Annotated in this window: 14 protein-coding genes and 4 tRNA genes; 11 read left to right on the top strand and 7 right to left on the bottom strand. The window is 34.9% G+C overall.

Annotation, left to right across the window (positions count from 1 at the left end):
* Positions 1–170: 170 nt before the first annotated feature.
* From MYRA21_RS15370 to MYRA21_RS15380, 3 genes are all read left to right on the top strand, one after another.
* Positions 171–719, top strand: coding sequence for a hypothetical protein (locus tag MYRA21_RS15370; RefSeq protein WP_006263712.1), 549 nt, complete (start codon positions 171–173; stop codon positions 717–719).
* A 69-nt stretch (positions 720–788) separates the two neighbouring features.
* Positions 789–1,853, top strand: coding sequence for a nucleoid-associated protein (locus MYRA21_RS15375; RefSeq protein ID WP_039329678.1), 1,065 nt, complete (start codon positions 789–791; stop codon positions 1,851–1,853).
* Positions 1,854–1,920: 67 nt separating this feature from the next.
* Positions 1,921–2,457, top strand: coding sequence for a hypothetical protein (locus MYRA21_RS15380; RefSeq protein WP_006263713.1), 537 nt, complete (start codon positions 1,921–1,923; stop codon positions 2,455–2,457).
* Between the two features lie 45 nt (positions 2,458–2,502).
* On the opposite strand, the gene MYRA21_RS15385 is transcribed toward MYRA21_RS15380, so the two are convergent.
* The 3 genes from MYRA21_RS15385 to msrA all read right to left on the bottom strand — a co-directional run bounded on the left by MYRA21_RS15385 (position 2,503) and on the right by msrA (position 3,867).
* Complete coding sequence (locus MYRA21_RS15385; RefSeq protein WP_006263714.1) at positions 2,503–2,928, bottom strand: hypothetical protein; 426 nt, start codon at positions 2,926–2,928, stop codon at positions 2,503–2,505.
* 109 nt (positions 2,929–3,037) lie between these two features.
* Positions 3,038–3,316 (bottom strand): hypothetical protein, encoded by a 279-nt coding sequence (locus MYRA21_RS15390; RefSeq protein ID WP_039329679.1) that lies wholly within the window; start codon positions 3,314–3,316, stop codon positions 3,038–3,040.
* Between the two features lie 5 nt (positions 3,317–3,321).
* Complete coding sequence (gene msrA, locus MYRA21_RS15395) at positions 3,322–3,867, bottom strand: peptide-methionine (S)-S-oxide reductase MsrA (RefSeq protein ID WP_006263715.1); 546 nt, start codon at positions 3,865–3,867, stop codon at positions 3,322–3,324.
* Positions 3,868–4,053: 186 nt separating this feature from the next.
* On the opposite strand from msrA, the gene MYRA21_RS15400 reads away from it, so the two are divergent.
* Together MYRA21_RS15400 and MYRA21_RS15405 are read left to right on the top strand one after the other, a co-directional pair.
* Positions 4,054–4,734 (top strand): ABC transporter ATP-binding protein, encoded by a 681-nt coding sequence (locus MYRA21_RS15400; RefSeq protein ID WP_006260029.1) that lies wholly within the window; start codon positions 4,054–4,056, stop codon positions 4,732–4,734.
* Positions 4,727–5,485: a TIGR02757 family protein gene (locus MYRA21_RS15405; protein WP_006260028.1), complete on the top strand. Its 759-nt coding sequence runs from the start codon at positions 4,727–4,729 to the stop codon at positions 5,483–5,485. The genes MYRA21_RS15400 and MYRA21_RS15405 overlap by 8 nt, the downstream gene beginning before the upstream one ends.
* On the opposite strand, the gene MYRA21_RS15410 is transcribed toward MYRA21_RS15405, so the two are convergent.
* The 3 genes from MYRA21_RS15410 to MYRA21_RS15420 are packed head-to-tail and all read right to left on the bottom strand — an operon-like array spanning position 5,482 to position 9,014.
* Positions 5,482–6,399, bottom strand: coding sequence for a Ppx/GppA phosphatase family protein (locus MYRA21_RS15410; protein ID WP_039329680.1), 918 nt, complete (start codon positions 6,397–6,399; stop codon positions 5,482–5,484). The two genes, MYRA21_RS15405 and MYRA21_RS15410, sit on opposite strands and share 4 nt — an antisense overlap.
* Before the next feature lie 15 nt (positions 6,400–6,414).
* Positions 6,415–8,526 (bottom strand): polyphosphate kinase 1, encoded by a 2,112-nt coding sequence (gene ppk1, locus MYRA21_RS15415; protein WP_006263718.1) that lies wholly within the window; start codon positions 8,524–8,526, stop codon positions 6,415–6,417.
* Positions 8,526–9,014 carry a histidine phosphatase family protein gene (locus MYRA21_RS15420; protein ID WP_006263719.1) on the bottom strand — a complete coding sequence of 163 codons (489 nt, stop codon included), beginning with the start codon at positions 9,012–9,014 and terminating at the stop codon, positions 8,526–8,528. Before MYRA21_RS15420 ends, ppk1 begins: the two co-directional genes overlap by 1 nt.
* A gap of 170 nt (positions 9,015–9,184) precedes the next feature.
* Between MYRA21_RS15420 and MYRA21_RS15425 the strand changes: the two genes are divergently transcribed.
* The 6 genes from MYRA21_RS15425 to MYRA21_RS15450 all read left to right on the top strand — a co-directional run bounded on the left by MYRA21_RS15425 (position 9,185) and on the right by MYRA21_RS15450 (position 11,188).
* A complete protein-coding gene (locus MYRA21_RS15425; protein ID WP_006263720.1) occupies positions 9,185–9,739 on the top strand; it encodes a DUF4199 domain-containing protein in 555 nt (184 codons plus the stop codon).
* A gap of 9 nt (positions 9,740–9,748) precedes the next feature.
* Positions 9,749–10,567 carry a 3-deoxy-8-phosphooctulonate synthase gene (gene kdsA / locus MYRA21_RS15430; RefSeq protein WP_039329681.1) on the top strand — a complete coding sequence of 273 codons (819 nt, stop codon included), beginning with the start codon at positions 9,749–9,751 and terminating at the stop codon, positions 10,565–10,567.
* Positions 10,568–10,717: 150 nt separating this feature from the next.
* Positions 10,718–10,801: transfer RNA gene (locus MYRA21_RS15435), tRNA-Tyr, on the top strand.
* Positions 10,802–10,850: 49 nt separating this feature from the next.
* Positions 10,851–10,931: transfer RNA gene (locus MYRA21_RS15440), tRNA-Tyr, on the top strand.
* Between the two features lie 51 nt (positions 10,932–10,982).
* Positions 10,983–11,063: transfer RNA gene (locus tag MYRA21_RS15445), tRNA-Tyr, on the top strand.
* A gap of 44 nt (positions 11,064–11,107) precedes the next feature.
* Positions 11,108–11,188, top strand: a tRNA-Tyr gene (locus MYRA21_RS15450).
* A 312-nt stretch (positions 11,189–11,500) separates the two neighbouring features.
* Here MYRA21_RS15450 and MYRA21_RS15455 read toward each other — a convergent pair.
* Positions 11,501–12,622 carry an aspartyl protease family protein gene (locus tag MYRA21_RS15455; RefSeq protein ID WP_039329682.1) on the bottom strand — a complete coding sequence of 374 codons (1,122 nt, stop codon included), beginning with the start codon at positions 12,620–12,622 and terminating at the stop codon, positions 11,501–11,503.
* Positions 12,623–12,630 lie beyond the last annotated feature (8 nt).

The following is a 12,630-nucleotide window of genomic DNA, read 5'->3' on the forward strand; positions in this document are numbered from 1 at the left end:
CCGAATTGTCAAGTTTAAGGGATGAACTGTAAAAAGCCTGGTTTTACAGTAAAAAACTGGCTCTCAACTAGGTGTAGCTATTTCGTTAAAATGTAGGTAAAAAGACTGGGTTTTATTCCTCAATAATGAATAATAAGTTTAAATTTGCGTTTCTAATCCACAAAAAAGTTATGGTTTATAAGTTCAGAGTAATCCTTGATACTGAGGAAGATATATTTAGAGACATTGCTATTTTAGAAGATGACTCATTAGAAGATTTACACAATGCTATCGTTAATGCTTTTGGTTTTGATGGAATGGAGGCAGCTTCTTTTTATGCGTGTGATGATCAATGGACTCAACTAGAAGAGGAAATTTCGTTGTTCGATATGGGAGACACTCCTGGAGAACACAAAACAATGAGCTCTACTACTATCGGTTCTATCTTAGATGAAGAAAACACAAAAATCATATATGTATATGACTTTTTAAATATGTGGACTTTCTTCGTTGAATTAGGAGCTATCGAAGAAGAAGAACCTGGTGCAGCTTACCCAGAATTACTTTTCTCTCATGGTATCTTACCAGATAGTATGCCGGGCAAATCATTCACAGCTAACCCTGTATCGAATGAAGATATTTATGGAGAATTTGACGATGACTTCGATGACGAAGACTATGATATGTTCGACGGAGATGATAGTTTTGAAGACTTCGGATACGAAGACACTTGGAACTAATAACTATTAATTTCATTTTTTAATTTATAATTTAAGTGGTATACTACTGCTTAATATATTATTGCCATTATGATCAACTTATTTAATACGCACATTGAAACTCTATCTATCCATAGAGTTGGGAATAAGAGTAGAAATGAAGCTATCTTCTTATCTGCAGAACCTTATAATTTAAACGATGAAATAGCTCCTTTATTAAAAGAGTATTTCTTTAAACCGTTCCGCGAAAAAGAAGAAAGTTATTACCAATTCGCTCATGATGTTGATTTAGAATTCAACGAAATGTACAACTTTGCCAATGAGATTTTCAATGCTCCTTCAGCAGATAATGTACAAGAAGTTTCTAAAAAAATCACACGTCACTTATATGAGCAATCTAACCATCCACACATTAAGAATGGTGAGGTTTATGTTACTTACTTAACGAACTTATCTATTGATAACAATGTTGTAGATGCTATCGGTATCTTTAAAAGTGAGCTTAAAACTGATTTCTTACAATTACAAGAAAAAGATTCTAATCTAGAAATGCTTCTTCTACAAGGAATCAACTTAAACAAATTAGATAAAGGATGTATTATCTTCAACTATAAAAAAGAAGAAGGATATAAAATCTTAACAATAGACAGTAACAAGTATGATGCACGCTATTGGTTAGAACATTTCTTAAATGTAGATATCTTTCAAGATGAAGCATTTATGACGAAGAAATACCTTAAGTTCTGTCAAGACTTCGCTAAGGATGTAGTTCTTCCTGCTGAGGATAAAAAAGAAGAGGTGATGTTCATGAACCGCTCTGTGAATTACTTTGCTAAAAATGACGAATTTGAAGAAACGAATTTCTTAAACGAAGTAATAGACAATCCTGATTTAGCTGCTGAGTTTAAAAACTACAAAGTGGACAAAGGAGAAAAATACAGTATAGAGGATACGACATCTTTCCCTATTGCAAATAATGCAGTGTCTGATGCTAGAAAGAAACTGAAGAATGTAATCAACCTTGATACTAACATCCAGATTAAACTTGATTTTATCAACCCTGATAGCGCTGATAAATTCGTAGAAAAAGGATGGGACGAGGAGAAACAAATGTATTACTACCTAGTTTACTTTAACAAAGAACAAAAATCTTAATTAAAGACATATCAAGCGATTCCACACTGATTTGGAATCGCTTTTTTTATACCTAATACCTTATAATATGAGAGAATTCAACTATATCTTAATATCAGAGAACACATTTAGCAGTGAGAATCCGTTAGATATTATCAACTCTAATATCTCTGTAGTAAATTATCTACGTAACTCCGAAGTAGGTGATGATGAATTACATCCTGATGCTTTCGCTAGTTACTGTGTAGATTATTATCTAAACATATTAGAGACAGAAGGACTAGCTGCTTTTATTTGGAAAAGTAAATGGGATCTAGACCTAGTAGAGATTATCCATGCTGGACTTACAGCTATGGAAGCAAAAGAACACTTAGATTACTTCGAAAAACAAATGCGTAGAGTAAAAGCATTTAGTAATATCAAACTAAAGAAATTCTTCGAACTAGATTTAGGCAAAGAAAAAGAAACGACTTCTCTACTAGAAGACAACTCGTTTAAAGAAATTACAGAAGATTTAAGAGCACTTAACTCTTCGTGGCTAAAAACACACCCTGATCTAAAAGTTGTAAGCTTAGAAGAAATGCAAAGCATTATTACAGACTTTCTAGACTCAGATTCAGAATAGTACGCATAAAAAAAGCTCCTCAATGTAAGGAGCTTTCTTTTTGTATTATTTACTGAATTCGAACTTTGAAATCTTAAGATCATTACCTTCTTGACTTAGGTAAATCTTCTCTGTAATTGTTTCTGGTTCATTTTCATATTTTACTTTGTACTCAAAATAGAAATCTTTAGTCTTCGCTTTTTTATCTCTATCAGTCATCTCCCATTTATCCATTGTAAAGCTATCTAACTTTCCAAATTTCTCTTTTTTAGCTTTTAAGTCTTCTACAAGTTTTGCTTTTTGGTCGCTATTGAAGAAGTCATCATCTACTAAGTTGGGGATAGAATCGTATAACCCTTGTTTAACGTTGTAATAATACCATCCTATAATCTTCTCACCAGCTTGTTGATCCCCCAATTCTCTACTTTTTTTTGCATTGGTACAAGACATAAAAACTAACGCTGCGAATAATAGTGTAAAAACTTTTCTCATAAGAAATACTTTTAATTAATTGTTAAATTCTAAAACTCTCCTGATCTTTTTATTTTACATAAATTTAATAAATAATAATGATTTACACAAATTACCTGCAAAGAATTAACTATTCTTGTTTTTTACCAAAATATGTATAAAACCAAGTTATAGTATATGTGGGTATAAAATCAAGTCCAGGAGACAGCTCTTCGATGAAGTTAACCACAGCTGCTACCTTACCTACTTTACCAGGATACATCTTAGCTAGAATGTAGGCTGACACTGGTGCCCACACCACATCAGCTATCTCTCCTATTCCAGGTATAGCATAGGATAAGTACCCTATAAGGTCCATAAATATCCCTATAAAAAGCTGTCTATATTTAATTTTATTATTCGTAATCATTTATATTATTTAAGCTTCGTATTGTACTTTGCTTTAAACTTGTCTAATTTAGGCTTTACCACTAACTGACAATAAGGGTTCTTATCTCCACTCTTCTCAAAATAATTCTTGTGATAATCTTCTGCCACATAGAATTTCGTCGCTTCTGATATTTTAGTTACGATAGGATCATCATATACTTTTTCACTACTCAAGATATCTAAATACTCTTTAGCGGCAGCTTTCTGAGCTTCTGTCGTGTAGAATATCTCACTTCTATACTGTGTCCCTACATCTTCTCCTTGTCTATTTAAAGTAGTTGGATTATGACTCGTAAAGAACACCTCTAATAATTCGTTATAATTAATCGCTGCGGGATTATACACTAGCTTTACTACCTCTGCATGGCCAGTTTCTCCTGTACACACTTCTTCATAGGTAGGGTTTTCTTTTTTTCCTCCGATATATCCTGGAAGCACCTCTTCTACCCCTTTTAAGCTTTTATAGATAGCTTCAATACACCAAAAACATCCTGCTCCGAATATTGCCGTTTCTAATTTATTATTTTCCATTGTCTTACTTTCTATTTTCTATTCGTTAATTGTTTTATCTAGCTAGTCATAAGTCATATTAGACTTATATACATCGTCTGTATAAAGATACTTTTTTATTTTAAAAATATATTACTCGTCTTTTAATCATTTTTAGGTTTTTAAAATAGGTAAAAAGCGTTACTTTGTATTTCTAAAATTAAGTAAATGATCAGAGCGACTAATATTCATAAATACTACGATAAACTTGAGGTTTTAAAAGGAGTAGATCTACATATAAAAAAAGGAGAGATTGTTTCTATTGTAGGAGCATCTGGAGCTGGTAAGACAACCTTACTTCAGATACTAGGAACATTAGACAAGCCCTCTATAGAAAGTCAAACCACTCTTTCTATAAACGGTCAAGATATTCTAGGTCTTAAAGACAAAGAAATATCTAAATTTAGAAACTTACACCTTGGCTTTATCTTTCAGTTTCACCAGTTACTACCTGAGTTTACGGCTTTAGAGAATGTGTGTATCCCAGCTTTTATTGCTAATAAAAACAAACAGGAGACAGAGAAGGAAGCTATTCGTTTATTAGAATACTTAGGACTATCTCACCGTATACATCACTTCCCATCTGAACTATCAGGAGGAGAACAGCAACGTGTAGCTGTAGCTAGAGCGCTAATCAATAAACCTCTTGTTATCTTTGCTGATGAGCCATCAGGTAACCTAGACACACACTCGGCAGAAAACTTACATAAGTTATTCTTTAAACTAAGAGATGAATTAGGACAGACATTCGTCATTGTTACGCATAATGAAGAACTAGCGAATATGGCTGATCGCAAATTAACCATGGTAGATGGTCAAATTAAACAAAAACAAAACTTACATGACTAAAGCAGAACTTAAGGAGTTCCTTGATGAAAAGGTGATTCTTTATAACAACCCTACTTTTATTCAGGACGATCCTATACAAATCCCTCATCTATATACACTAAAAGAAGATATAGAAATAGCAGGGTTCTTAAGTGCTACTATTGCATGGGGAAATAGAAAAATGATTATTAAGAATGCACATCGCATGATGGAGCTCATGGGAAATTCTCCTTATGACTTCGTGATGGAGCATCATGATGACCACTTAGAGAGTTTAGACAGCTTTGTGCACAGAACTTTCAATGGTGTAGATTTTGCAACTTTTATAAAAGGGCTTAAACATATTTATACCAACCACAATGGACTAGAAAATGTCTTTGCAAATCAACAAATGAATATGCAAGAGAGAATTTCTAACTTCAAAAAATTATTCTTCGAGATAGAACATCAGTCGCGTACACAGAAGCATATCTCTGACCCGCTCAAAGGATCTGCTGCGAAACGAATCAATATGTACCTGCGCTGGATGGTCAGGGATGATCATAAAGGAGTAGATCTAGGAATATGGAAACAAATCAGTACAGCTGATTTATCTTGTCCATTAGACGTACACTCTGGTAATATGGCTAGAAAGCTAGGTATCCTAAAGCGAAAACAAAATGACGCAAAGGCACTAGCTGAACTAGATGCGGCTTTGCGTCGTTTCGATCCTATAGACCCTGTCAAATATGACTTTGCCCTATTTGGTCTAGGAGCTATTGAGAAATTTTAATACTCTATGACTTGATAATCAAGTTTTACTTTATTGTAATAAAGTGCTTTTACGATACCATCTGACACCCCTATTTTAGGAACATATATGTATTTAGCACCACTCCATTTCATGGCGTTATTATAGATGTTTATAGCAGGTATAATAACGTCAGCACGATCTGGGTTCAATCCTAACAAAGAGATTCTATCGTCATAAGACATCTTACTTAGTCGTAGTAATTGCTTGTGTAGATAGAAATAAGTAAGGGGCTTATCTTGTGTCTTACCAGACATTTTAAAGATCTTATTGATATTCCCACCACTACCGATGACGATTAAGTCTTTTAACTCCTTAGTCTCTTCCTTGATCCACTGCTCTATATCTGTCCATACCTGAGGCTCTACCATATTATTTAATAGACGTACAGTACCGTTTTTAAACGATCTAGAGTTCAATTGTTTACCATTAGAGAACAGCGTAAACTCTGTACTTCCACCTCCCACATCTATATACAGAATACTATTGCTACTATTGATAAAGTGCTTTAAATCTGAAGAAGCAATGATCATAGCCTCTTTTTTACCATCTATGATACTGATCTTTATTCCAGATTCTTTATACACTCTATCTACGATAGTCTTGGCATTAGTAGCTTCTCGCATGGCACTAGTAGCACATGCCATAAATCGATCTACCTTATTTACCTTCATTAATAAAAAGAAAGCCTTCATAGCATCCACCATACGATCTTCCGCCTCAGGAGATACCTTTCCAGTAGTGAAAACATCTTGTCCTAATCGAATAGGTACACGTATTAATGAACTCTTACTAAATATAGTCTCTCTTCCTTCCTCTTCGATGATATTCATAATCAACAGTCTCATGGCATTCGAACCTATATCTATAGCGGCATACTTCTTTATTTTTAGCATATATAATTTCTTCTTTTACTTTAGTTTATTTTGATAATACTTATACATTTCTTGCTGAGCATGAAACATATTTTCAGCTGTATACCCTCTATACTTATTAGACAAGTCTGCTGTCTGATATCTCGTCTTATAATTTCCTTTCCACCCGATATCGAATGTATCGATCAACTCTTGTTTTACTAAATCATCATAGATAGGACAAGTCACCTCTACCCTTTCGTCTAAATTTCGAGTCATAAAGTCCGCTGAAGAGATGAACACTTCAGGATTGTCATTATTCCCAAAAATATAAACTCTAGAATGCTCTAAGAAACGGTCTACAATACTGATTGCTTCTATATTCTCACTCATACCAGGTACTCCAGGTATTAGCGAACAGATTCCTCTAATGATCAACTGTATCTTAACTCCTGCATTACTCGCTTCATATAGTTTATCAATCATCTTCAGATCTGATAAGCTATTCATCTTTAATCGAATATAAGCAGGCAATCCATTCTTAGCATTCTTAATCTCTCTTTCTATCAGCTTATAAAACCCTTTACGCGTATAATGTGGAGATACTAATAAATGTTTATAACGATGTACGCGATAGTTCACTTGAAGGAACTCAAATACCTTAGACACATCCTTCATTAGTGAATTATGACTAGTAAACACCGTTACATCGGTATATACTTTAGCTGTACTCTCATTAAAGTTACCTGTTGAGACAAATCCGTAGCGCTTTACTTTTTTATTTTCCAGACGTTCTACTACACAGATTTTACTGTGTACTTTCAATCCTTTCACTCCGAAGATTAGCTGAACTCCTTCTGCCTGCATTAATTCAGAGTAATAAATATTACTAGCTTCATCGAAACGCGCTTGCAATTCCACTTGAGCGATCACCTTCTTACCATTCTTTACAGCATTGATAAGTGAGCTAATAATCTGCGAATTTTTAGCTAGTCGATACAGTGTTATCTTAATAGACAATACTTGTGGATCTAAAGCCGCTTCACGCAAGAACTTTACTAGATATGAATAAGACTGATAAGGAGTATAGATCATATAATCACGCTTCTGTATCTGCTGAATAATACTATCCTCAAGGCTCAGCCCCTTCACAGCTACTGGTATCTGTTTTGGATAGGTAAGATCCACTCTCCCCGTAGTTGGGAATCCCATATAATCACGTCTATTATGGTATCTTCCAGAAGGAATAATACTGTCGTTAAGCTCGATCTCTACGTTCTCTAATAAGAAATCTAACAGCTCATCATCCATCTCCTGATCGTAAACGAAACGCACAATAGCCCCTTGTTTTCTATCGCGTACTCCACTAGAAATCTTCTCAACAAAAGATTTGTGTAAATCTGTATCGAAGTCTAGCTCAGCATCACGTGTTACTTTAATCATATAAGCAGATTCTGCTTTTAGATCAAAGATATTAAAGATAGAATCTAGGTTATATCTAATGATATCGTCTAACATCATGATATACTTCTTCCCTGGATCCTCAGAAGGAACTTCTACGAATCGATTAATAATATTCGGAATCTCGATAATAGCATAGCGAACAGAGCTATTATCACGTCTTTGTTTATTAGTACAGTGCTTCTCTACCAGCTTTTCGTCTACTTCTAACTTCACAACTAAATACCCATGCGTATCCCTTAGAAGAGGGAACTCAGCCAAATCACTTAGGATAATAGTCACTAAGTCAGGAGATACTTGATGTAAGAAAAAGTCTTTGACAAAGGCTTGTTGTTTCTCACTGATCTCTTTCTCATTGACCATAAAGATTCCTTCATCTTCTAGTTTGCGCTCTACCTCATGTAAGATACGTACACTTTCTTTTTGAAGTTGAATAACTCTCTCTGTAATTTGAGCCAATAGATCTTTGACGATAACTCCACTTCCCAGTCTTCGATTACTCTCCCCTGTCAGTGTCATTCTACGTATAGTAGCATAACGAACTCTGAAAAACTCATCCAAATTATTTGAGAATATACCGATGAATCTCAGCCTTTCTAACAAAGGGACTGTTTCATCACCTGCTTCTTGAAGTACTCTCTCATTAAATGACAACCAGCTTTTCTCGCGGTCGATATACTTGTATTTTGTTGTGTTATTATTATTCATTATTTCTTTAAGTCTCTTGGGAAAATAGTTAATTCAGTCGTCCCCTTTTCTATATCCCCCCAATCATTCGTATCAAAGTTAATGATTACAACGCCTGATGTTGGCACATTCTCATAGGTTTCGCTACCAAATTTATTAACAAATTTTGTTATTGCCTCATTATGCCCAAAAAGAATTAGAGTGTCATGCTCATTTTTACACTTTTTTATCGCTTTTGTTAATCCTGACCGTTCAAAAGTGTATACTTCTGGATTTAGAATGATACAATCTAAGTTAATCTCCATATTCTGACAGAATATTTTAGCGGTCTCACTAGCTCTTTTTGCAGGGCTACTCCATACAATAACTTTAGCAGGTAAATGTCCCATTAAAGTATGCGAAACTAAGTGAGCGTCATTAACTCCTCTGGTCGATATTGGGCGTGACAAATCATCGGTTATAGCATTCCAGCATGATTTTGCATGTCTAATAAGGATTAGTTTTTTCATAATAGTTTTATTTACGGGTGGTTTATTGTATTTTTTTAATTTATGCATCACAATCCTTGCCAAGAATTATATAAACATATCTAAATCTAATAAAAAATATCAATATAAAATATATTTTAAGCTATAAAATAAAAACTTTACTTTTGAGCTATTAATTATAAAATAGAATAATGAGAAATTTCTCTATAGAATTTAAATGGGCTTCTTATGCTACTTTAGCAGCTTTAGTTTGGATGTTTATTGTCAAATCTCTTGGATTTCACGACTTAGAAAAGATTAGATATGAGGTCGGCTTTGAACTACTTTTTAATCTAGTATTGATTATCTTTTATTGGTTGGGGATGAGACAGAAGAAACGCGAATTCTATAACGGTGTTGTTTCTTGGCAACGTGCTTTCTTATCAGGATTAGTAATCTGTATTATGATTACATTCTTCTTCCCGATTATACAGTACATTACGTTTAACCAAGTTAGTCCTAACTTTATGGCTACCTTACAGGAGGCACTAGCGACACAGACTAGTATGTCTTTAGAAGAAGCAACTAAGAATGCTACTTTCGATATTTTCTTAAGAAATGGTGTAACAAATAATCTGTCTTTTGGAGTTGTATTTATCGCGATTATTTCGTACTTTATACAGTCTAAAAACATAGCAGAACCTGTGGTAACAGAGAATAGAAATAATAAACAAAAGAAGAACAACAAACGAAAAAATAATAAATAATCGAATTTTATGAATTTAAATAATATCCCCCTAATTAAGAACCTTGAGGCTGATAACTTCTTTTTATTAGCTGGGCCTTGTGCTATCGAAGGTGAAGAAATGGCTATGCGTATCGCAGAGCATATCGTAACAGTAACTGACAAACTAAAGATTCCTTATGTATTTAAAGGTTCTTTTAAGAAGGCAAACAGATCACGTATAGATAGCTTCACAGGTATCGGTGATGAGAAAGCACTTAAAATCTTACAAAAAGTAGGAAAAGAGTTTGGCGTACCTACTGTAACAGATATTCATGAGAACTCTGACGCTGCTATGGCTGCTGAGTACGTAGACATCTTACAAATCCCAGCTTTCTTAGTAAGACAGACAGACCTAGTAGTAGCTGCAGCGAATACAGGTAAGGTAGTAAATCTAAAGAAAGGACAGTTTATGAGTCCTGAGAGTATGAAGCACGCTGTACAGAAAGTATTAGACTGTAATAACGAAAGCGTAATGGTGACAGATAGAGGTACGATGTTCGGGTACCAGGATATGATCGTAGATTATAGAGGAATCCCTACTATGCAACAGTATGCTACTACAGTATTAGACATCACACACTCGCTACAAAAGCCAAACCAATCGTCTGGAGTGACAGGAGGACGTCCTGATCTAATCGGAACTATTGCTAAAGCAGGTATCGCTGTAGGTGTAGATGGACTATTCTTAGAGACACACTTCGATCCAGCAAATGCAAAAAGTGATGGAGCGAACATGCTACACTTAGACTACTTTGAAGATTTAATGAAAAAATTAGTTGATATTAGACAAACAATCAATAAATTTTAAAAAATATTTTTAACACTACTTTTTTTATAACCAATCAGTTAGATAATTTCGGTAAAAAAAAGAAGAAAAAAAAGCCTTGCAAGTCTTGCAGATTAAGAAAACAGCCCTATATTTGCACCGTTCTAAACAAACAAGATAAGCAACAGCTTAGGGGAGATACTCAAGCGGCCAACGAGGACGGACTGTAAATCCGTTGGGAAACCTTCGCAGGTTCGAATCCTGCTCTCCCCACCAAACGTTCATTAACAAGAAAATATTACCTAGATAAACAAACCTTTTAGGAGGGGAGATACTCAAGCGGCCAACGAGGACGGACTGTAAATCCGTTGGGAAACCTTCGCAGGTTCGAATCCTGCTCTCCCCACAAAAAGTCTTATCTATTGTATAAAAATATAGTCTAACAAACCTTTTAGGAGGGGAGATACTCAAGCGGCCAACGAGGACGGACTGTAAATCCGTTGGGAAACCTTCGCAGGTTCGAATCCTGCTCTCCCCACGAAGACTTTTTATACAATACATTATCTAGGTTACCTCTTAGGAGGGGAGATACTCAAGCGGCCAACGAGGACGGACTGTAAATCCGTTGGGAAACCTTCGCAGGTTCGAATCCTGCTCTCCCCACTAGTTAAAAAAGCGACCAATAGGTCGCTTTTTTTGTTTATATACCTTCCCTACTCTATTTATCCCTTTATCGTGTACCTTGCTGATTCTTGCAGATTACTTGCACTTTGCTTGGAGTTTCCTAGCCTAGAAAGGTGTTTTCTCGAAGGAATGTGCTAGAACACCCCTAGCATTCCTCTAGCATCTTACTTATACACTCCATAATTAAATAGGAGACACCCATTACACTTTCTATATTCTCTAATCTATAGGCATAAAAAAAGCGATAATAGAGACATAACCTATTATCGCTTTTGTTTATACTATAATTACCTATAAAGTAATCTTCTTACCTTCTCTCATTACTTCTAACTTCGGTTGCCCTTTGTGCTGTTGAAGATACTTTCTATAGTGACATAACTTCTCCATAGGAATACCATCTATCGATAGCACTACGTCTCCTAATCGCACTACATTCTCACGCTCATGAATAGCAGCCACCATATATTGCCCATCTATATAAGCAATACCGTATCCTATCTTCTCTAAATTAGAGACTACATTACTTTCCTTTACCTTTTTAAGATAAACTAGATTTAAAGAAGGTAAATAGTACAGGTGAAACTGTTTTATAAACTCCACTCCCATCTGATAGGTATTGTCATTCATATTAAATGTAACCTCTTCATTATTTAAGACTATTTTTCCCAATTTAATCTTAGCTTCTTGCGTGATCAGTGTACGATTCACCATTTCATTCATACCGAAGGCTCCTATACTCCCTACACTGATGTACGAATTAAACTTTAAGGTTCTCAAGTAAGCGATCACACCTCTATCTGCTGTCATAGTTAGGTATCCATTATCTCCTGTATCCAATAAGAACAGTCTTTTCACACCACCACCCATTTCTACAGGAACCATAATTCTACTTTTTTGCTCCGTAGGATAAGTATCGACAGGGGTAAAATTATTAGTCAATATAGTATTCACTAGCTCTGGTGAAAAATCGTGTAATACAATTTCCTTTTTAACAGGATCTATCTCTAATATCTTATCCTTATAGATAACATTCCCTAGGATACCATCGATTTTATAACAACTAAAGATAGGATCATTAATCATCGGAAAGCTCTCAAAGTCTGTAAATGGCAAATGGCGAAAAGTATGATTTCCTACCTTTAGACTATCTACATATATGGTCTGAACTGCTTGTACAACATTATTAGCATCGACTGCTGCTACATGTTCTCCATGATAGAATTCTGAAAGCAAACTGCTTCTAATAGACAATCCATCCCACCCTGTGTCAAATAAGAACTTCATCGGCTTATCATTAACCTTTAAATCTACGAGCATCCATCCAGACTCATCGTCATAAGGCAAACGAATAGTCTGTGCATAGCCCACTATAGACACTAAAAAGAAGAAGAAAATCAGTTTTAAAGCTTTCATATAATATA

Origin of the sequence: Myroides sp. A21 (genome assembly GCF_000807225.1) — a bacterium.
GTDB lineage: Bacteria > Bacteroidota > Bacteroidia > Flavobacteriales > Flavobacteriaceae > Flavobacterium > Flavobacterium odoratimimum.

Bases quoted from the DNA above. Each gene is read 5' to 3' on its own strand.
- MYRA21_RS15380 (WP_006263713.1), top strand. From the start codon at position 1,921: ATGAGAGAATTCAACTATATCTTAATATCAGAGAACACATTTAGCAGT.
- MYRA21_RS15420 (WP_006263719.1), bottom strand. From the start codon at position 9,014: ATGAAAAAACTAATCCTTATTAGACATGCAAAATCATGCTGGAATGCT.
- MYRA21_RS15385 (WP_006263714.1), bottom strand. From the start codon at position 2,928: ATGAGAAAAGTTTTTACACTATTATTCGCAGCGTTAGTTTTTATGTCT.
- MYRA21_RS15455 (WP_039329682.1), bottom strand. From the start codon at position 12,622: ATGAAAGCTTTAAAACTGATTTTCTTCTTCTTTTTAGTGTCTATAGTG.
- MYRA21_RS15390 (WP_039329679.1), bottom strand. From the start codon at position 3,316: ATGATTACGAATAATAAAATTAAATATAGACAGCTTTTTATAGGGATA.
- msrA (WP_006263715.1), bottom strand. From the start codon at position 3,867: ATGGAAAATAATAAATTAGAAACGGCAATATTCGGAGCAGGATGTTTT.
- kdsA (WP_039329681.1), top strand. From the start codon at position 9,749: ATGAATTTAAATAATATCCCCCTAATTAAGAACCTTGAGGCTGATAAC.
- MYRA21_RS15405 (WP_006260028.1), top strand. From the start codon at position 4,727: ATGACTAAAGCAGAACTTAAGGAGTTCCTTGATGAAAAGGTGATTCTT.
- ppk1 (WP_006263718.1), bottom strand. From the start codon at position 8,526: ATGAATAATAATAACACAACAAAATACAAGTATATCGACCGCGAGAAA.
- MYRA21_RS15400 (WP_006260029.1), top strand. From the start codon at position 4,054: ATGATCAGAGCGACTAATATTCATAAATACTACGATAAACTTGAGGTT.
- MYRA21_RS15375 (WP_039329678.1), top strand. From the start codon at position 789: ATGATCAACTTATTTAATACGCACATTGAAACTCTATCTATCCATAGA.
- MYRA21_RS15370 (WP_006263712.1), top strand. From the start codon at position 171: ATGGTTTATAAGTTCAGAGTAATCCTTGATACTGAGGAAGATATATTT.
- MYRA21_RS15410 (WP_039329680.1), bottom strand. From the start codon at position 6,399: ATGCTAAAAATAAAGAAGTATGCCGCTATAGATATAGGTTCGAATGCC.
- MYRA21_RS15425 (WP_006263720.1), top strand. From the start codon at position 9,185: ATGAGAAATTTCTCTATAGAATTTAAATGGGCTTCTTATGCTACTTTA.